Source organism: Clostridium uliginosum (assembly GCF_900112485.1).
Taxonomy (GTDB): Bacteria; Bacillota; Clostridia; order Clostridiales; family Clostridiaceae; genus Clostridium; species Clostridium uliginosum.
On sequence record NZ_FOMG01000018.1, the window covers coordinates 59,556 to 80,970 of the forward strand.

Below are 21,415 nucleotides of genomic sequence, written 5' to 3' on the forward strand. Positions count from 1 at the left end.
TCACCTCTACATATTATTTTATACTAAAGTTTAAATAACTTAGTTGCTTTTTTTCTAAATAAATCTACTGACTTAGTTATTAATGGTCCTGATCCTATTATTACTGCTAGAGATATAACCCAAAGTTTTAAAGAAATTCTCTCTAAACTAAATATATATCTTCCGATTGGAGTTATAAATGCTAATGTTACTATACAAAACATTGAAATTCCTAGTCCTAATTTAAATTTTGTCAGTGGTCTTGAAACTCTAAGTAAAATTATCATACTAACTCCACCAAAATTTAATAATGCTAATGTTCTACTATAATGTATTGAATGTCCTGCTTTAACTGAAAGAATAAAGGTTAATGTAGTAAATATTGCTAAAAATATACCATTAGGAATACTTACTGTTAATATTCTTCGTAAGAAACCTTTTTTGACTCCTCCTTCACTAGGTAATAACGCTAAAAAGAAGGCTGGAATTCCTATAGCACAGCTTCCTACCAAGGACATTTGTATTGGTAAAATAGGGAATGGTAATAACAACATTGAAAATGTAAAAGCTAAGATTATTGAATATACAGTCTTTGATAAAAACAGTTCTGCAACTCTTTCTAAGTTATTAATTTGTTTTCTTCCTTCTTCAACTACCTTAGGCAATGCAGAAAAATCAGATTTTAATAACACTAGTTGTGCTACCGCCTTAGTTGCATCTGAACCATTTGCCATAGCTATTCCGCAATCAGATTCTTTTAATGCAAGTACATCATTAACCCCATCACCAGTCATAGCAACTGTATGTCCTATACTTTGTAAGGCCTTAACTATTCTTCTCTTTTGATGTGGTGTTACTCTTCCAAATACAGTATTATTTTGGATAATGTCTATAAATTCTTTATCATTATCTGGTAAAGTTCTAGCATCTATAGCATTCTCCCACCCTTTAACCCCTGCTCTGTTTGCAACTGTTGATACTGTTAAAGGATTATCTCCTGATATTATTTTAACCTCTACATCTTGATCATTAAAATATTTTAAAACCTTAGGTGCTGCCTCACGTATTATATCTTCAATTAAAATTAAGGCTACACTCTCAATTTCTCCGCTCAAATTATCATTTAGTTCATTATTTTTAACTTTTGCTAAAAGTAACACTCTTCTACCTTTTTTAGCCTCTTTATCTACTTCTTCTTTTATTTTATTATATGAAGTGCCTAATATTATTTCTGGTGCTCCTAGAACCCATGTTCCAACTTTATTAAATGTAATTCCGCCCCATTTTCGTTTTGAAGAAAAGGCTATTTTATTTAAACATTTAAAATCTGAATAATCATTTTTATATCTTTCCAAGATAGCCTTTTGAGTAGCATTCTTGCTTGGTAAATTATGAACTAATGATGATATTATATCATCTATTTCTTTTGAATCTCTATCTCCAATATTCTTAATATCAACTAACTTTAAATTTCCTTCAGTTAATGTACCGGTTTTGTCTAAACAAATAACATCAACTCTTGCAAGAACCTCAGTAGAACATAATTCTTGAACTAAGGTATCATACTTAGAAAGCTTTATGATTGTTACTATAAAAGTAGCACTAGTTAATAATACTAACCCTTCTGGAACCATTCCTATAATTCCAGCAACTGTTCCTATAGCTGCTTCTTGCCAGGTTATATTCTTTACCATAAGTTGAGTGACTGTTAACAATATAGAAAGAGGAACTATTAACCATATTATAACTCTAAATATTTTATTAATTGCATTTTGTAATTCTGAATTTATTAGTTTAAACTTCTTAGCTTCTTCTGCAAGTTTTGAAGAATATGTTTCTTTTCCAACATTTGTTACTATGCCATATCCTTCACCTGCTACAACAAAGCTTCCTGATAACAATCTATCATTATCATTTTTTACGATGGAGTCAGATTCTCCTGTAAGCATTGATTCATCTATTTCTAATTCATTTTCTGATAAAACATATCCATCTGCTAGTATCTGAGATCCCGCTTCTAGATATAGTACATCATCCAAAACAATATTTTCTAATGGTATTTTTTTTATTTCTCCATCTCTAATTACCTTGGCATATGCATCACTTACAACTGATAATTTTTCTAGTGTTTGTTTAGCTCTAAGTTCTTGAACTATTCCAATTAAAGTATTAACTAATATTACCCCTGCAAATATTGAATTTTTAGGTGAGCCTGCTAATATAACTACAACAGCTAATATAATGTTAATAGCATTAAAACTAGTAAATAAATTTGCTCTAATTATTTGCCATAAAGTTCTAGATGGTACTTTAGGAACATAATTTACTTGTCCTGCTTTAATTCTCTCTTTAACCTCTTGCTCATTTAATCCTAATATATTTTGATTAATTTTATCATCTTTTTCTAACGGACCGCCATTCATTCAATCTCCTCCATTTAAATTCCTAAATAATCTCTTATATTTTATCTTACATATACTTATTTTACACAAAAATTCTTAAATTAATATTAATTATATATATTTTTTACACTATATTTTCTTAAATTAAGTTTAAATCTATTAAAATAGGCATTTATTTGTATAAATAATTATATTTAGTTCATTTATTTAATCTATTAAATTCTATATTTATGGAATCTATTGTATTTTTAAGCCACTTTTAAATCATACATTTTTATAATATACTATTTTATAAGCAATTAATTTATTAAGGATGTGTAATTAATATGATAAGAACTATAATTTTTTCTTTAAATGTTATTTTTAGTCTAATGCTTATTTCCATTTGCAAAATCAAGATAAATTTTTTAGAAAATAGAGGTAAATTAAAAGAAAGAGCTGAATTTATTCACAATATAACTACTAAGTGGACAAAATTTGTTATGAAATTAAGTGGTGCAAAAATAAATGTAATAGGTTTAGACAATCTTCCAAAAGATGAAACAATATTATTTATATCTAATCATCAAAGTAACTTCGATATTCCTCTATTAATGAGTTGTATTGATATTCCAAAAGGATTTATAGCAAAAAAGGAACTATCTTCTTTACCTTTTATTAGCACTTGGATGAAATACATAAATTGTATTTTTATGGATAGAACTAATTTAAGGAAATCTGCTGAAGCAATAGTTGATGGAATTAAACTATTAAAAGGTGGATATTCTATGGTTATTTTTCCTGAAGGAACAAGAAGTAAAGGCAAAGAAATTGCTGAATTTAAAGCTGGAAGTTTTAAACTTGCTACAAAATCAAAATGCGTAATAGTTCCAATTACTATAAATGGTACATACAAATTATTAGAACAAAATAACAATTTAATAAAACCAGCAGATGTAGAAATTTTTATACATCCACCAATATATACAAAAGACTTAACTAAAGAAGAAGAAACTAATCTTCCACATAAAGTTCAATCTATAGTAACTAGTAAATGTAAAACAAATTAATGCATCTCCAAATTAAAAATCTACATGATTTTAAATTCTCCAATGGTAAATTTCATGAAGAAATCATTCTACAACATATATATAATAAAGAACTTATAAATTTATAAGTTCTTTATTAACTATAATTAATATTATACCAATTAAATTTATTGCATTAGTAATATTTATATCGTTTTATTGGCATAATATCAATGAAAACACAGAGCATTTTGATAAATATATTTTGATTCTTGCTTATTTTAATAATTAAGGTTATTTTTTTTATTTAAAATGGTAATAAATATATTATAATATAATATTTTTTTTGACATTACACCTATTACTTGTTACACTTATTTTTGGCTTACGATTAAAATTAGTTGATTTTTAACTAGTTTTATCTTAAGTAAAAAATCAACTAATTTTAAAACAAAGAAACGAGGATATTTAATGAATGATAATCAATTTTCTATTTTAGGTCTTAAAGAGACTATTGTAAATGCAATAGAGGACCTAGGTTTTACAAAACCTTCTCAAATCCAAGCAGAAAGTATACCAGTAACGCTTGGAGGATTTGACTTAATAGGGCAAGCACAAACTGGTACAGGAAAAACTGCTGCTTATGGCTGTCCTATAATTAATAATATTACTAAAAGTGAAGGAATCAAAGCTCTTATTTTAGCTCCAACAAGAGAACTTGCTGTTCAAGTAAATGAAGAACTTAAGAGACTTTCAAAATATGAAAAAACAGTTGTACTACCTGTTTATGGTGGAGAATCAATCGATAGACAAATTAAAGCATTAAAAAGAAATAATGTTGACATCGTTGTTGGAACTCCTGGTAGAGTATTAGATCTTACTAAGAGAAAAATTCTTCAATTAGAAAAAGTAGAATTTTTAGTATTAGATGAAGCTGATGAAATGCTTAATATGGGATTTATTGAAGATATAGAAACTATCATCAGTCATACACCTGAAGAAAGACAAACTTTATTATTCTCAGCTACAATGCCTCAAGCAATAGCTAAACTTGCTAAGAATTATATGAAATCTGATGCTAAGCATGTTGCTATCAAAAAGAACTCACTTACTGTATCTAAAATCGAACAAAACTACTTTATGATTAATAATAAGCATAGATTAGAAGCACTTTGTAGATTATTAGATTTAGATAGCCCTACTTCTGCTATAATCTTCTGTCGTACTAAAAGAGGCGTAGATGAATTAGTTGAAGAATTACAATCAAAAGGGTATATAGTTGAAGGAATGCATGGTGATATGACTCAAGTTCATAGATTAACTACTTTGAACAAATTCAAATCAGGTTCTTTAAACTTATTAATTGCTACTGATGTTGCTGCTAGAGGAATTGATGTAGAAGGTATTACTCATGTAATAAACTATGATTTACCTCAAGATGTAGAATCTTATGTTCATAGAATAGGAAGAACTGGTAGAGCAGATAAAAGTGGTACTGCTTATTCACTAGTAACTCCAAAAGATTTCTCAATGCTTAAGCAAATTCAAAAAGTAACTAAGAGTACTATAACTCAAAAACCTGTTCCAACAGCTGAAGAAATCCATGGTAAAAAGTTTAATGGAATGTTATCAGAAATTAAAGAAACTATTGATAAAGGTGATTTTTCTAAATTCATGCCAAGTGCAATTGAATTAAATGAGAATTATGATCCTATATCAGTAATTGCAGCTTTAATAAAAGTAAAATTCGAAAATGAAAGTACTTTTGAATATAGTTCAAACAATCTAGATGCACCTGCTAAGAAAGAAGACGTTCGTTTATTTTTCTCTGTCGGCAAAAGAGATGGATTAACTCCAAAAGTATTAATAAATTACATTAAAGATACAACTAGAATTAATGGTTCAACTATTGGTCAAATAGACCTTATGGAGAATTTCTCTTTTGTAACTGTTGAAGAAAGTGTTTCTGCAAAAATATTAAATAACTGTCCAGGCGGTAATATTAACAAAAAAAGAGTTAATGTTGAAATCGCAAATAAACGTAAAAGATAATATAAATCTTTTATGTAACTCTAGGGAAGATTTATATTAGGTATATCCTAAATTAATATCCTCCCTTTTTTTAATTCTCAATATAATTATCCACATCTACTATTTTCAATTCTTCATCTATAAAATACTTTTTAGGCATTGATATCTTAAACACTCCACGCTCTAAAATTTTGAAAATCTTTGTTTCTTCTACAGCTTCAATATTTTTAAATTCTTTTTTATAATTTTTCTTAATTATAACATTTGATGTGAATAAACCAAAACCACTTTTAATTACTTCTGATCTATTTAAATTAATTGAAATCTTACCAGGATTATATTGTATACTCATTTCTCTTAAATCTATTCCTGTTAATTCTATAGTTAGTACATACATATCATCATACTCTTGTAAATTAATAAATTCATTACTCTCTTCTAGTTTATCAATTTCATCCTCATGTTCTTCTGTAATATCATCAATATTATCTAAAAAAGATCCAATAATACCTCCTAACTTATTAACATCCGTAACCATTCCAAACTTAAATGGAAATATTCTAAACATAATGCACTCCTTTCTATAATACCTTTAATTTTATATTATTATAAATTTCTGTATATGTTAAAACCATTTATAAATTAAACAATGTTTTTAATAAATACTAAGGCTCATCCAAATAAATGAATATACTATTTATGGTATTAACTGTATTGATACACTATTGAATAATCTATACTTAACGTTTACAATAATAGTTAGTATATTAATTTAAGACTATGTTTTAGCATAGTGTTGATATTGTTATATTTTTGTAAAGTGGACATTGAAATTGTACTTTTAGAACTCTTAATGAGTATTGTCATCTTTCTTGCTTGTCCAAAACTTGCCTTTGGAGCAAGCTAAAAGTGGACTATACTCATTTAGACGTTCTTAAGTTCAATTTCTTAGCCCGCTTTACAATATATAACAATATCAACACGATTTTAAAACAAAGCGTAATTTAAAAGAGGTGATTTATATTGAAACGTATTGACAAAATTTATACCTATGTCTTTGAAAAGTGTAAAGATTTATCTAAAGATGACTTATTAAGCATTAATGGATTTAGTGCTCAACAAATTGGAGAAGATCTTGGCATATTAAGGAATAATGTATCAAAAGAACTTAATACACTTTGTAGAAATAAAAAACTTATTAAGATAAAAAATAGACCTGTTTTATATTTTAGTAGAGAATGTTTTGAAAAAATATTATCTATTAATCTTTCTAATGATTTAGAAGAAATCACTGATATTTCTTCTTTTATTTCATTGAATAAAAATGAAGATGAAATTGAAACTTCTCCTTTTGATTATTTAATTGGTGCTAATACAAGTCTAAAAAATCAAATTGAACAAGCTAAAGCTGCTTTATTATATCCTCCAAATGGATTGCATACTTTAATAATTGGTAGCACTGGTGTTGGTAAGAGTCTTTTTGCAAATATAATGTACCAATATGCTAAATATATTAAAAACTTACCAGAAGATGCGCCCTTTATAATATTTAATTGTGCAGATTACTGTAATAACCCTCAATTACTTTTATCTCATATATTTGGACATGTAAAAGGTGCTTTCACAGGTGCTGATAAAGAGAAAGAAGGAATTGTTGAAAAAGCTGATGGGGGAATATTATTCTTAGATGAAATACACAGGTTACCTCCTGAAGGACAAGAAATGGTCTTTTATTTTATGGATACAGGAACTTATAATAAATTAGGTGAAACTGATAGAAATAGAAATGCTAAAGTTCTGCTAATAGGTGCAACTACTGAAGATCCAGCTTCAACACTTTTAAACACATTTATTAGAAGAATACCTATAACTATTGCTATTCCTAACTTTGATGAGAGATCTGTTGAAGATAAGTTAAAATTAGTCAATTATCTGATTTCAAAAGAAGCTCAAAGGGTAAATAAACCCATTAAAATCACATCAGATGCTATTAAAGCCTTAATAGGTAGTACTTCATATGGAAACATAGGTCAGCTTAAGTCTAACATTCAATTAATTTGTGCTAAAGGTTTTTTAAATTCTATTAACTCAGATAATCCTATAGATATAAATTTAAAATTACTTCCTACTAATATAAAAAATGGAATAATTACTTTTGGAAATAAAATAAAAGATAATGATACACTTTGGAATATTATACCTAATAGTATAACTCTTCAACCTAATGGCAAGAAAATATTTTTAGAAACGGATGCTTATGAGCCACCTTTTAATATTTATAATATCATAGAAAATAAAGCTTCCTTATTAGAAGAAGAAGGAATGCAAGATGATGATATTAAAAACTTTATAAGTACAGATATTAATATTCATTTAAAACAGTTTTATGCTAAATTTAAAAATGATACACATAGTAGAGAAGGTCTATTAAAAATTGTTGATAAAGAAATAATTGAGTTTGCTCAAGAAATTAAAATATTAGCTGAAAACAGATTGCATAAGAAATTAAATGAAAGATTTATTTATGCAATAAGCTTACATCTTAGTGCATTATTTAACCGTATTAATAAAAAAAGTCCTTCTATATCTTCAGATGATTACTTGCCAGATTCCAGTAATACTGCTGAATATGAAGTAGCTAAAGAAATTCATAAGTTAATAGAATCTAGATATAACTTAACTATTCCAGAAATAGAAATTAAATATTTGACTTTGCTTTTAAATTCAATTCAGGACTCATCACATCAAGGTAAAGTAGGAATTATAGTAGCTGCTCATGGTACAAGTACGGCTACTAGTATGGTAGCTGTAGCTAAAAAACTTTTTGATGCAGATAATATTGCTGCTATTGATATGGCATTAGAAAGAACTCCTGCTGATATTTTAGATAGTGTTATTAAAAAGGTAACAGAAATAGATGAAGGTAAAGGAGTCCTACTTCTAGTGGATATGGGTTCATTAAATAGCTTTGATGAGGTTATTCACGAACAAACTAATATATGTATTAGAACTATAGACATGGTATCAACTCCTTTAGTATTAGAAGCTGTTAGAAAATCCTCTATTTGTGATGCTGATCTTGATTCTGTATATTCTTACTTAATTCGAGACTTTAGAGGCTATACAAATAATATTAATACAGATCCTATAGATTCAGGTGTAATAGTTACAATATGTTCTACCGGTAAAGGAGCTGCTTTAAAACTTAAGGAATTGGTTGAAGACATAATAAAAAATATAACTACTCATAATATTAATGTTTTACCTGTTGGATTACAAAATCTTAATCAATCTATTCAGGAAATATCTAAAAACAATAAAATTATATCATTAGTAGGGATTAACGATCCTAATCTCGGATTACCATTTGTGTCAATAGAAACTTTAATTGATGGATCAGGTGAAGAAATACTAAGAAACATTATAGCAGGTAAAGACTTTACTCCATCAGAAAATAATCACAGTCAAATAGTTTTAAAAAATCTTTGCAATCAAAGTTTAAATGAAATGTTAACTTTCTTAAATCCAAACAAAGTTTATTCTTTATTAAATGAATTTATTTCTTGTCTTGAGAAATTATTAAGCAGAGAGTTTTCTAATACACTTAAATTAAGAATAATGCTTCATGTAGCTTGTGCTTTGGAAAGAATGGTTATTAATGATGGATTAGTATATAAGGGCGATACATCTACTCTAGATGAATTTATTTTTTCTTCATTAGTAAAAAGTAGTCTTATATTTAAGGATTCTTTATCTATAACTTTAAGCACTGATGAACTATATTATATGATTGATATGCTTAATGAGTATTAAATTTGATATTAATATCTAAAAAGTATATCAAAATCTATTAGTAGTATATCAAAATATTATATTAGTGTATCAGCAATTATATCTAATTATTCTTTTATTCCCTAATACCAATATAATTAGATACTATTAACTTTTGATACACTAGTTTGGCACAGAACTTGCTTAATATATAACTATAAAAACAAAGGAGGGATGTAATAATGATAGCAATAATTGTAGGTACTCATGGAATGTTTTCTGAAGAACTTATTAAATCTTCAGAAATGATATTCGGTATTCAAGAAAATATAGGATACGTTACATTTAAGCCAGGTGAAGGTACGGACGATCTTGTAAATAAATATAATACACTTTTAGGTGAATTAGATTGTACAGATGGAGTTTTATTTATGGTTGACCTTTTTGGAGGAAGTCCTTTTAACGCAGCTAGTATGATTGCAATGAAGAATAATAATATTGAAATAATATCTGGTGTTAATTTACCAATGTTATTAGAAACTTTCGGAAGTCGTAGTTTCTCAACTCTTTCTGAATTAGTAAAGGTTGCAGAAAACAGCGGAAAAGATAGTATTAGACCACTAATAAAAATGATAGCAAAATCAGAGGAGGATGAATTATAATGAAAATTGTTTTAGCAAGAATTGATGACAGATTAATACACGGACAAGTAGCTACTATATGGTCTAAGGAAACACAATGCCAAAGGATAATCGTTTGTAATGATGATGTTGCAAATGATGAACTAAGAAAAACTTTATTAGTTCAAGTGGCACCTCCAGGAATTACAGCTCATGTTTTAGGTATTGATAAAGCTGTAAGAGTTGTTAATAATCCAAAGTATGAAAACGATAAAGTACTATTCCTTTTCACTAATCCTACAGATGTTCTTAGATTAATTGAAGCTGGTGTAAATATCACAAGCGTAAACATCGGTGGAATGTCATTTAAAGAAGGTAAAAAACAAGTTACTGGAGCTATTTCAGTAAATAATGAAGATGTTAAAGCATTTAAGGCTTTAAATGAAAAAGGAATCGAACTAGAAATAAGAAAAGTAGCTTCAGATTCAAAATCAAATATTATGCCTTTAATTGAAAAAATGTAATTGCTTTTATTACACAGATACACCTATTTATTCAGAATATTTATGATTTATATAGATATTAATTATTTAATTAATAAAGGGGGATTACCATTATGCAAATTAATCTTTTTCAAATTATTCTTATTTTCATAATTGCATGTATTGCTGGTATGGGTAGTGTTCTTGATGAATTCCAAACTCATAGACCTTTAATTGCATGTACATTAATCGGACTTGTTTTAGGAGATTTAAAAACTGGAATTATTATCGGTGGTACACTTGAAATGATGGCATTGGGCTGGATGAACATAGGTGCTGCAATGGCTCCTGATGCTGCTTTAGCTAGTATCATTTCAACTATTATTGTAATTGCCGGAGGACAAGATATTGGTGCTGGTATTGCTATTGCTATTCCAATAGCTGCTGCTGGTCAAGTATTGACTATATTTGCAAGAACTATCACTGTGTTTTTCCAACATAGAGCTGATAAGTATGCTGAAGATGGAAATTTAAATGGAATAGATAGATGTCATCTTATGGCTTTGTTTATTCAAGCACTTCGTGTTGCTATTCCAGCTTTAATAGTTGCATCATTTGTTGGTACAGATGTTGTAAAAAATCTTTTAGGTGCAATACCTCCAGTTATAACCGGAGGACTTAATGTTGCTGGTGGATTTATCGTTGTAGTTGGTTATGCAATGGTTATCAACATGATGGAAGCTAAACACTTAATGCCGTTCTTCTTCTTAGGTGTGGTTGTTTCTGCAATTCCACAATTAAACTTAGTTGCTTTAGGTATAATAGGAACTGTGGCTGCTATAGTTTACATCCAATTAGCACCTAAGTACAATAAAGTAAGTGTTGATTGTTCAGCAACTGCTGTATCATCATCTGATAATGATTTAGATGATGAATTAGACTAAGAAAGGGAGGAATAATAATGAGTAATAATATAGAAAAAAAACTTACTAAAAAAGATCGTATTAATATGTTTATTCGTTCAAACCTTCACCAAGGTTCATGGAACTTTGAAAGAATGCAAGCTTTAGGATACTGTTTTGCTATGATTCCTGCTATAAAGAGATTATATACTGGTGAAGATAGAAAGAACGCACTTAAAAGACATCTTGAATTCTTTAATACTCAACCATTCGTTACAGCTCCAATTTTAGGAGTTACAGCAGCAATGGAAGAACAAAAAGCTAATGGTGCTGATATTGATGATGGTGTTATCAATGGTATTAAAATAGGTTTAATGGGACCTCTAGCTGGTGTTGGTGATCCAATATTCTGGGGTACATTAAGACCAGTTGTAGCTGCTCTAGGTGCTTCAATTGCATTATCTGGTAGTCTTCTTGGACCACTATTATTCTTTATTGTATTTAATGCAGTTCGTCTTGGTATAAGATGGTTTGGTATTGAATATGGATATCAAAAAGGAACAAATATTGTAAAAGATATAGCTGGAAATAAACTTCAAAAATTAACAGAAGGTGCTTCAATCTTAGGACTATTCATAATGGGTGCTCTTGTTTGTAGATGGACTAATATGAATGTCCCACTTGAAATTTCTAGATTTACTAATCAAGAAGGTAAAGAGACTATTACAACTATCCAAAGTGTATTAGATAGCTTATTACCTGGAATACTTCCATTATTATTAACTTTCGGATGTATGAAATTACTTAAAAAGAAAGTTAATGCTATTTGGATAATCTTCGGATTATTTGCAGTAGGTATCCTAGGATACAAGTTCGGAATATTAAAATAATATAAAACTAGTAAAGAGGAATCTTATGAATTAAGATTCCTCTTTACTTATATCCAATAATTTGAAAAATGGTTTTAAAATTATTGATGGTGATTTTATAATAAATTATTTAAGAATACTATTTTTTCTACTAACAAGTATTTCTTTAAATTTATTTATATCTTGTATTGTTTCTTTTTTGTTTAATGAACTTAATCCACCCCTACCCAATCTGTCACAAAGAGCAATTAAAACTATCTCATTTACTTCTACATCCTTTAACATTCCGTTAATATCTTTAAAACTTAAATCCTTTGTTACAAATAAACTTTGCATATGCCATCTCACTAGTGCTGTTACTTCTTTTATAAATTTTTCATCTTCATTAAAATATTCTAAGAATTCTTGGGCCATTTTTGCTCCAACTTTATCATGATCATAAGATGTTAACTTTCCTTTTCTCATTTTAGTTGTTGGTTTCTTTCCTATATCATGTAATAAAAGTGTCCACATAAATATCCTCTTATTTCTACTTTTATCACGATTTTCAGCACCTATGTCTACTACCATCATTGTATGTATAAAAACATCTCCTTCAGGATGAAACTTAAGGTTTTGTGACACATCTTTTAATTCTCCAATCATTGAAAATGGATATTTACTAAATACTCCTTTTTTTAATTGTTCTTCTAAGTAAATGGATGGTTTTTCATCATGAAGTAAATGCTTTTCTATATCTAAATATATTTCTTTATCATTCATATAAATTTAATACTCCTATATCTAATCTTTAATTTTACTATATGTTTTAAATCTAATATTAATTTTAACTAATGTTAATTTATAAAACATAAATATATGCAAGTTAACACTTTTTTAAACTTAAGGCATCTTGAAAAAAATAACTAGTCACTATACGATGTATACTTTTTTATATTGCTGATTTAATATTAGTATTCCAAATATAAAAATTATTATAATAAAGCTCTGTTAAACTCTTAAATTTATATTTGAGTTTAACAGAGCTTAGGCATATTAAAATTATAACTATTGCTTAGCAATATAATCTTAGTATTCTTTTTCTATTATAATGCTATTTCTCCTCTTTCTCCTGTTCTAATCCTTATACAATCGCTAATATCAGTAACGAATATCTTACCATCTCCTATTTCTCCAGTTCTCGCAATTGATGTAATTAATTCTATAACTTCTTCTAACTTGTCATCATCTATTATCATTTTAATTTCTATTTTTGATAGAATATTTATTAATTCTTCACTCTCATCATAGTTTTCACTCCAACCATGTTGCTTACCACATCCCATAACTTGACTAATTGTTATTCCACTAATATTTGTTTTTTTCATTGCTTCTTTAACTTCTTCTAACTTTGAGGGTCTTATAATTGCTTCAATTTTTTTCATACACATTTTCCTTTCTTAATCAAGTCCTGTAAATGAAGGGTAGGCAGATTCATTATGTTCTGACATATCAAGCCCATCAGCTTCTTCAGCACTTGTAACCCTAATATCCATGAAGTGTTTCATGATTTTTATAATTATAAATGTACTAATTCCAGCAAATGCTATAGTTATTACAACACTAACAATTTGTGCCCAAAAAAGATTAAATTCTCCAAAAATCAAACCGTTCCATTGTGCTGCAGGATTAATTGATTTTTGTGTGAAAATTCCTGTTGCTATTGCACCCCAAATTCCACCTACTCCATGACATCCAAAAGCGTCAAGTGCATCATCATATCCAAATTTAGGTTTTATTACTGATACAAAATAGAAACATATTGGACTTACAATTGCTCCTATTATAATAGATGCCCAAATTGGTACGAATCCTGCTCCTGGTGTAATTGCAACTAATCCAACTATTGCTCCAGTTATTGCTCCAAGCATTGTAGGTTTACCTTCTTTAATTTTTTCAATTAACATCCATGAAAGCATTGCTGTTGCTGCTGAAGTGTTAGTAGTTAAAAAAGAATGTACTGCAAGTGCACCAGAACCTAAAGCGCTTCCTGCATTAAATCCAAACCACCCAAACCAAAGTAATGTAGCTCCAAGAAATACGAAAGGGATGTTGTGTGGAGTATATGACATCTTTCCATATCCACGTCTACGTCCTAACATTATGCATGCTACAAGTGCTGAAATACCTGAACTTATATGCACTACATTTCCACCTGCAAAATCAACAGCACCTAAGGCTTTTATTAATCCTCCATCTCCCCATACCATATGTGCTAATGGGTAATAAACAAAAATTGACCATATTGTAATAAATATAAATAATGCAGAAAATTTCATTCTATCTACCAATGCTCCTGTTATTAATGCTGGTGTAATTATTGCGAACATCATTTGAAATGCTGCAAAAAGTGCATGAGGTATAGTTGTAGCATAAACTGCATTAGGTTCTGCTCCTACACCCATAAATCCAACATAATTTAATCCACCAATTATTCCATATGTATCTTTCCCAAAAGATAATGAATATCCTATTAATACCCATAATACAGATGCTAATCCACAAACAAAAAATGAAGACATAATAGTATTTAATATATTTTTTCTACGAACCATTCCCCCATAAAAAAAAGCTAGTCCAGGAGTCATTAAAAATACAAATGCTGTACATATAAGCATAAATGAGCTATCTCCTAAATTAATATCCATTTATAATCCCCCTTTTTATTAAAAAATAAAAAGGCATTCAAAGCATATGCTTTGAACGCCTTTGTTCTTTATATTAATATATGTTATTCTATTTAATATATATTGTCAACAATATATCATCTAGAAAATATTACTTTTTTTATTATATTCGAAATACTTCTATAGTTTCCAATATAATTTCTTTAATCTCTCTATATTTATTAGGCATTTCTTCTTCTGCACTAATTAATTGAATTAAATTAACTAAATCTCTAAGTTTAGCTATCTTATACCATTCCTTAATAAGCTTATTTTTAGAATATTTATTATATTCCTCTTCAAATATATTCATTAAATCTTTGTTAAAATACCTTTTATATCTAAAAAATTGACCTACATCTGCTAGAGAATGCCCTGCCATTGCAAATTCCCAATCTATAATTCCAACTAACCTCTTATCTTTGATTAATATATTAGTCCCTTGAAAATCTCCGTGAACCAATGAAACATCTTTATCTAAATCTATTAATATATCTTTATTTTTTTCTACTATACTATTAATTTCTCTAATAGTATTTTCCCCTAATCTTCGTTTAAAATTTTCTCCCATAAACATCTCATACCAAGTATAAAGAGGTGGCAATATTTTATCAACTTTTAAATTTTTATCTAATTCTCCTAATTCATCAAACTTAAATTTATGTATCATAGCTAAAGATTTAGCTACATCCTTAACCAATTGTTTTTCAACAATATACCCAGATTTTATAGCCTGTCCTAAGGTTTCTCCATCTATATACTCATAAATTCCAAATGTTCTATTCGAAATAATGCTGCTCTTTGAAATATTATATACCTTTTGCACTGGTATATCTTTTTTAAGTAAATTTAATAAATTATTTTCTTTTTCATAAACATCATATATGTCAGGAAAAATCTTTAATATATATTTACTTATTTTCTTATCAATTTCTATAATGTAGTTACTTGTCCTACATCCCTCTTGTATCGCTGTTATACTTTTAATACTCTCACAATTTAATACTTTTCTAATAAGTTTATTTGCTGTATCCACATCTATATGTAAAAATGGTAATGAGCGTTCCCAATTATATTCCATTAATTTTCCTCCAACTCAGTCATAAAAAATCCTTAAACTAACATTAGCCTAATCTTTTTATTAAACATCGTCAACATATTTCTTCTATCTATAAATCATTATATTTATATTTCTATTGCTAAAAATACTTATAAAAGTCTATTTCATTTTTCATAAGAAATCAAACTTATATAATTTTTTTACTTAATAGGCTTTGTTTTAAAACCGTGTTGATATTGTTATATAAAGCTCATGGACGGTGAAATTTACTTTAAGAACTCTAAAATGAATATTAGTCCTATTAATGCATGCTCCCAATCACAGATTGTGACAAGCAATTAATAGGATTAATATTCAAGGAAACTCGACTCACATTCGCTCGCTGAGTAAGTTTGAGATACCAAATATAAAATTTGGACTCTCACTTAAGAGTTCTACAAAGCAAATTTCAATTCCAGTTCGCTATTATATAACAATATCAACACTCTTCTAAAACATAGCAATTTAATAATAAAAATAACAAAAAGAGAGTGTAATAAAAAGTCATCTCTTTTATTACGCTCTCTTTAGTTTCACAATTTTGTTAGAAATACTTTCTAACATGTAACAATTTTAACTTAATACAAATGATTCACAATCTGTACATTCTATCTTCTTAGGATTTGCTTCATGAGTTCCTACTTGAATTTCTTGTAGTGTACAATAATCTTCTCCACTACTGTGATGCTTACAAGGCTTGATTGAACATTTTATACTTGGATTTTTTGGCATATAAATCACTCCTTTAATTATGTTTCAAAAGTATTATGTGTTTAATTTATTATTTTATACTTTTTTATCTTATGCTAAATTTAATCTTATTATAAATCTAATTTTTTCTGAATAATTAACTATACTCGTTTTATTAAACCTAAAATCATTCTAATTTTTTTAACTTATTTAATCATATTTTGTATTATTATCCTAATTATAAAATATATCTTATGGTTATCTATTAAAAATTTATGTATAAAAAGTAAATATCCTTCATATATTTAAATCTCTATTAAGTAAGAATTAAACTATACTCATAAAAAAATAATATTATTCTCTTAAATCTACACATATAAAATATAACTTCATATAATAATTACTGTTAGTACTATTTTTATGAATTAAGGAGTGATATTCTTGTATGGGAAAATTTTAAATTATTATGCATGTGCAAACACATCTAAAGGATTTTATAATCTATTTCCATCTAATCTTGAAGGATTAGATAATATATATATCCTTAAAGGAGGTCCTGGTACAGGTAAATCTACACTTATAAGATCAATAGGAAATGATTGGACAAAAAAAGGTTATGATATAGAATTTATTCATTGTTCTTCTGATAATAACTCCCTTGATGGTGTTATTATCCCTAAAATTAAAGCAGCAATTGTTGATGGAACGTCTCCACATGTAATTGAACCAACAGCTCCAGGTGCAATTGAAGAATATGTAAATTTGGGAATTGCATGGGATAGCAATAAATTAAAATCACATACTGAAGAAATTATTAATATTAAGAAACATATAGCTACTTGTTACCAAAATGCGTATAGATTATTTGCAAAAGCCCTTATTATACATGATGATTGGGAAAAAATTTATATCGCAAATATGGATTTTAAAAAAGCTGATGATTTTGCCTTAAATACAATTAATAAATTAATTGGTGATTCAATATTTAATAAAAAATCTATTATTAAGCATCGTTTTTTAGGAGCTTCTACTCCTAAAGGTCCTGTTAATTTTGTTGAAAATTTAACTTCTAATATTTCTAAAAGGTATTTTATTAAAGGAAGACCTGGTTCAGGAAAATCTACATTATTAAAAAAGTTAGTAAAAGAATGTAAACTTAGAGGGATAGATACTGAGGTATATCATTGTGGATTTGATCCTGATAGTCTCGATATGGTAATTATGAGAGAGTTAAATTTATGTATATTTGATTCTACTGCTCCACATGAATATTTTCCTTCTAGAAAAGATGATGAAATATTAGATATGTATAGTGAATTAATAAATGAAAATACTGATGAGAAATATAGTGAGACATTAACTCATATAGCTACTAACTATAAAGAAACAAATTCTAAAGCTACATCTTATCTTGCAAAAGCTAAGTCATATCATGATAATTTAGAAACAATTTACATTGATGCAATGGATTTTAGTAAAATTGATTCTATAAAAACTGATTTAATCAAATCGTTAACAGATTTAGAATAATATCATAATAAAAAAGATAGTAGAAATTTTTGTTCATAGGTTAATTATTGAATAAATAATATTTACTATTAGAAATTAAAAATAAAAAGCAGCTAAAAAACATTATTCTTAATACTATAATAGTGTTTTTTAGCTGTTTTATATTAGGCATATTCAAAAAATAACAAGTAAATCAGCTAGTTTATTTTGCGTCATATGCCTTATCTATATTTAAATTTTCAAATTATTAATTCATAAAATTTCTAATCTTTGTTATGTAATCATATGCTATTTTTATTGCTTCTCTTTTAGTTTCATATATGCTTTCTACTCCAATAGCATCTGAGAGTCCCATATGACCTAATACATGCATAGGTTGTTCTTGAACATGTGTTATTAAAAGCTTTATTTTATGTTTTCTGCAATGTCTAACTAATTTTTTTAAACCATCTATGGCAGAAGCATCTATTGCATAACTATGTCTCATATCTAGTATTAGTACTTCAGTTGAAGCTTTTACTGAATTCACTTTAATTATGAAGTCTTGTACTATACCAAAAAATAAAGGTCCATCTACTTGATATACAAGTATCTTCCCGTCTGATTTTTTTAATAAATCTAATATCTCATCATCAAAAACTTCCTCTTCTACTAAATCTCTAATTGCTGTAGTTTCTGATACTCTTTTCATAAATAAAAACATTGTTATAACCATTCCAAATTCAATTGCAACTACTAAATCAAATACTATAGTGCAAAAGAAAGTAATTAACAATACAATCACATCACTTTTCGGAGCTTTTAATAATGATTTAAATGTTCTCCATTCACTCATATTATAAGATACAACTGCTAATATAGCGGCTAATGCAGTCATTGGTATTAACTTTGCAACTGGCATTAATGCTAACATTATGATTAGTAGTGTTATAGCATGGACTATTCCTGATATAGGACTTTTTCCACCATTTTTTACATTTGCAGCAGTTCTAGCTATTGCTCCTGTAGCTGGTATTCCCCCAAATAGTCCTGATATTATATTTCCTACTCCTTGTGCCACAAGTTCCATGTTTGAGTCATGTGTATCCCCTATCATTCCATCTGCAACAACTGCTGATAATAATGATTCTAATGCTGCTAAAATCGCTATTGTCATAGCCGGTGCAAACAATTGATTTATTGTACTTATAGTTATCTTCGGAAACATCGGCATAGGTATTGCTGATGATAACGCTTGGAATCTATCACCTATAGTCTCTACTGGTAGATTTAAAAATTTTACTGCTAATGTAGCAACAACTAAAGCAATTAGTGACCCTGGTATTGTCTTATTAACCTTTGGCCAAAGCACAATAATTAAAATACATATTATTCCTATAATTAAAGTTGAAGTACTTATTGTATTCATATTTTCAAAGTAAGTTTGCCACTTTGGAATAAACTCTGCTGGTACCTTATCAATCTTTAATCCAAAAAAATCTTTAATTTGTGTTGATAATAAAGTTATAGCTATACCACTAGTAAAACCTACTGTTATTGTTTGAGGTATGTACTTAATTAACGATCCAAACTTTAATAGTCCAATTATAACTAACATAATTCCTGCCATTATTGTAGCAGTAATTAATCCATTCAAACCGTACTGTTGAATAATTGAATATATTATTATTACAAAGGCTCCCGTGGGTCCTCCAATTTGTACTTTACTCCCACCTAAAAGTGAGATTATAAATCCTGCAAAAATTGCAGTTATAAGACCTTTTTCTGGCGATACTCCTGATGATATTGCCAGTGCTATTGATAAAGGTAATGCTATTATTGCAACAATAATTCCAGCTATAACATCTTTAGCTAATTGTTGCTTAGTAATTTCATTGTTCTTTATCATAGTAAACAACTTAGGCATCATTTTTAACAACTTCCTTTCTTATATATCTCGTGTACAAGGCATTGAAATCCCCTTGTCATAGCGTTTGTACATAGACTACATATAGACAATGGTATTTGCCCATTTTTACCACACTAAATAACTACAAATCAACTAATAATCACATTCTAAGTTAATTTATAGTTATCTATATGTACAAAGAATTTAAGATTCTTAGTACATTACTTTATTTCATACTGAGTGAATTTAACCCATCTTATCTTACTCCTAAATATTTTACTAGTCAAAATATTTTATTTTTAACTAAAAAATATGCTAATACTATATTTTAAAAAAGGCTATGTTTTAAAAGCGTGTTGATATTGTTACAGAGCGTTAAAAAAAATAAAACCAAGTGTATTTATAAAATACTTCTTAGTTTTATTTAACAAAATAGCCCCTATTTCTTATTGCTCTTATACTTTGCCCCTTATATTAATAATTTATTTATAAAATAACTTATTATCTAATTTTTTTTCTAGATCTTGAGTTATATTCATAAGTGGTAATCTAACTTCATCTGAATCAATAATCCCCATTTTCTTTAAACAATACTTTAAAGGAGTTGGATTAGGTTCTTCAAATAAAGCAGGTATAAATTTATATAACTCTTTCCATGTTTCAAGTGCTGATTTATGATTATTTTCTTGAATATCATTGTATACTTTAATAAAGTCTTTAGTTCTTAAACTAGCTGATGCTAAAATTCCACCATGACCTCCAAGTGTAAGGGTGGTGTAAAAAAGTGAATCTTCCCCTGTTAAAATAGAAAAGTCTTTTGGTGAATTTAATAATAAATCTGATGTTTGTTTTATATCACCTGAGCAATCTTTTATTCCTGCAATATTTTTTAGTTCTGCTAATCTATATATAGTTTCATTTTCAACATTTGATCCAGTTCTATATGGAATATTATAAATTATAATATCTAAATCAGTTGCTTCAGATATTCTTTTAAAATGCTCATAAATTCCTCTTTGATTAGGTCTTGAATAATATGGTGATACAGATAATATTCCATCTACTTTATTGTTTTCAGCTACTTTTAACTTTTTAACTACTTCATTAGTGTTATTTCCACCAAGACCTGTATAAACATGTACTCTTCCATTATTATATTCCATAGTTTTATCTAATATTTTTTCATATTCTTCACATGAAATAGTTGGACTTTCTCCTGTAGTTCCAAGTGGTAAGATTCCATCTACACCTTGTTCTATATAATACTCAACCATTTTTTTATATGAATTGAAGTCCACATTTCCATCTTTAAATGGTGTTAAAAGTGGTATTATTATACCTTTAATTTTCATTATTAATCCCCCTATAATCTAATTTTTACATAAGAAAACCCGTCACAGTATTACTACGACGGGTAGAGTTCATTCGCAAAGCATATAAAGATAAAATTATAAAAATAGT

Annotated in this window: 17 protein-coding genes; 8 read left to right on the forward strand and 9 right to left on the reverse strand. The window is 27.7% G+C overall.

Annotated features, from left to right (window positions below; translation table 11 throughout):
* Nucleotides 1-23: 23 nt before the first annotated feature.
* Nucleotides 24-2,402, reverse strand: coding sequence for a cation-translocating P-type ATPase (locus BM027_RS12070; protein ID WP_090092085.1), 2,379 nt, complete (start codon nucleotides 2,400-2,402; stop codon nucleotides 24-26).
* A 305-nt stretch (nucleotides 2,403-2,707) separates the two neighbouring features.
* On the opposite strand from BM027_RS12070, the gene BM027_RS12075 reads away from it, so the two are divergent.
* Both BM027_RS12075 and BM027_RS12080 read left to right on the forward strand, forming a co-directional pair.
* Nucleotides 2,708-3,430, forward strand: coding sequence for a lysophospholipid acyltransferase family protein (locus BM027_RS12075; protein ID WP_090092088.1), 723 nt, complete (start codon nucleotides 2,708-2,710; stop codon nucleotides 3,428-3,430).
* A 429-nt stretch (nucleotides 3,431-3,859) separates the two neighbouring features.
* Entirely contained in the window at nucleotides 3,860-5,440 is a 1,581-nt protein-coding gene (locus tag BM027_RS12080) for a DEAD/DEAH box helicase (RefSeq protein ID WP_090092091.1), read from the forward strand.
* Nucleotides 5,441-5,510: 70 nt separating this feature from the next.
* On the opposite strand, the gene BM027_RS12085 is transcribed toward BM027_RS12080, so the two are convergent.
* Nucleotides 5,511-5,987, reverse strand: a complete 477-nt coding sequence (locus tag BM027_RS12085; protein WP_090092094.1) for an Hsp20/alpha crystallin family protein — start codon at nucleotides 5,985-5,987, stop codon at nucleotides 5,511-5,513.
* A 455-nt stretch (nucleotides 5,988-6,442) separates the two neighbouring features.
* Between BM027_RS12085 and BM027_RS12090 the strand changes: the two genes are divergently transcribed.
* The 5 genes from BM027_RS12090 (at nucleotide 6,443) to manZ (ending at nucleotide 12,084) form a co-directional block, all read left to right on the forward strand.
* Complete coding sequence (locus tag BM027_RS12090; RefSeq protein ID WP_090092096.1) at nucleotides 6,443-9,232, forward strand: sigma-54-dependent transcriptional regulator; 2,790 nt, start codon at nucleotides 6,443-6,445, stop codon at nucleotides 9,230-9,232.
* Nucleotides 9,233-9,432: 200 nt separating this feature from the next.
* The gene (locus tag BM027_RS12095) at nucleotides 9,433-9,852 is read left to right on the forward strand and encodes a mannose/fructose/sorbose PTS transporter subunit IIA (RefSeq protein WP_090092109.1); all 420 of its coding nucleotides are present in this window, start codon (nucleotides 9,433-9,435) and stop codon (nucleotides 9,850-9,852) included.
* The gene (locus BM027_RS12100; protein ID WP_090092112.1) at nucleotides 9,852-10,334 is read left to right on the forward strand and encodes a mannose/fructose/sorbose PTS transporter subunit IIB; all 483 of its coding nucleotides are present in this window, start codon (nucleotides 9,852-9,854) and stop codon (nucleotides 10,332-10,334) included. The genes BM027_RS12095 and BM027_RS12100 overlap by 1 nt, the downstream gene beginning before the upstream one ends.
* A 98-nt stretch (nucleotides 10,335-10,432) precedes the next feature.
* Nucleotides 10,433-11,236, forward strand: coding sequence for a PTS mannose/fructose/sorbose transporter subunit IIC (locus BM027_RS12105; protein ID WP_090092143.1), 804 nt, complete (start codon nucleotides 10,433-10,435; stop codon nucleotides 11,234-11,236).
* A gap of 17 nt (nucleotides 11,237-11,253) precedes the next feature.
* Nucleotides 11,254-12,084 (forward strand): PTS mannose transporter subunit IID, encoded by an 831-nt coding sequence (gene manZ, locus BM027_RS12110; RefSeq protein ID WP_090092115.1) that lies wholly within the window; start codon nucleotides 11,254-11,256, stop codon nucleotides 12,082-12,084.
* A gap of 105 nt (nucleotides 12,085-12,189) precedes the next feature.
* Here the strand turns inward: manZ and BM027_RS12115 are convergent, their stop codons facing one another.
* The 5 genes from BM027_RS12115 to BM027_RS12135 form a co-directional block, all read right to left on the reverse strand.
* Nucleotides 12,190-12,825, reverse strand: coding sequence for an HDIG domain-containing metalloprotein (locus BM027_RS12115; protein WP_090092117.1), 636 nt, complete (start codon nucleotides 12,823-12,825; stop codon nucleotides 12,190-12,192).
* Between the two features lie 323 nt (nucleotides 12,826-13,148).
* Nucleotides 13,149-13,487, reverse strand: coding sequence for a P-II family nitrogen regulator (locus BM027_RS12120; protein ID WP_090092119.1), 339 nt, complete (start codon nucleotides 13,485-13,487; stop codon nucleotides 13,149-13,151).
* Nucleotides 13,488-13,502: 15 nt separating this feature from the next.
* Complete coding sequence (locus BM027_RS12125) at nucleotides 13,503-14,750, reverse strand: ammonium transporter (protein ID WP_090092121.1); 1,248 nt, start codon at nucleotides 14,748-14,750, stop codon at nucleotides 13,503-13,505.
* Between the two features lie 142 nt (nucleotides 14,751-14,892).
* Nucleotides 14,893-15,849 carry a phosphotransferase family protein gene (locus tag BM027_RS12130; protein WP_090092123.1) on the reverse strand — a complete coding sequence of 319 codons (957 nt, stop codon included), beginning with the start codon at nucleotides 15,847-15,849 and terminating at the stop codon, nucleotides 14,893-14,895.
* Nucleotides 15,850-16,440: 591 nt separating this feature from the next.
* Nucleotides 16,441-16,599 carry a DUF1540 domain-containing protein gene (locus tag BM027_RS12135; protein ID WP_090092125.1) on the reverse strand — a complete coding sequence of 53 codons (159 nt, stop codon included), beginning with the start codon at nucleotides 16,597-16,599 and terminating at the stop codon, nucleotides 16,441-16,443.
* A 399-nt stretch (nucleotides 16,600-16,998) separates the two neighbouring features.
* Between BM027_RS12135 and BM027_RS12140 the strand changes: the two genes are divergently transcribed.
* Nucleotides 16,999-18,087 (forward strand): PRK06851 family protein, encoded by a 1,089-nt coding sequence (locus BM027_RS12140; RefSeq protein WP_090092127.1) that lies wholly within the window; start codon nucleotides 16,999-17,001, stop codon nucleotides 18,085-18,087.
* Between the two features lie 226 nt (nucleotides 18,088-18,313).
* Here BM027_RS12140 and BM027_RS12145 read toward each other — a convergent pair whose 3' ends face one another.
* Nucleotides 18,314-19,975: a SulP family inorganic anion transporter gene (locus BM027_RS12145; protein ID WP_090092129.1), complete on the reverse strand. Its 1,662-nt coding sequence runs from the start codon at nucleotides 19,973-19,975 to the stop codon at nucleotides 18,314-18,316.
* A 461-nt stretch (nucleotides 19,976-20,436) separates the two neighbouring features.
* Complete coding sequence (dapA, locus tag BM027_RS12150) at nucleotides 20,437-21,306, reverse strand: 4-hydroxy-tetrahydrodipicolinate synthase (protein WP_090092131.1); 870 nt, start codon at nucleotides 21,304-21,306, stop codon at nucleotides 20,437-20,439.
* Between the last annotated feature and the right edge of the window lie 109 nt (nucleotides 21,307-21,415).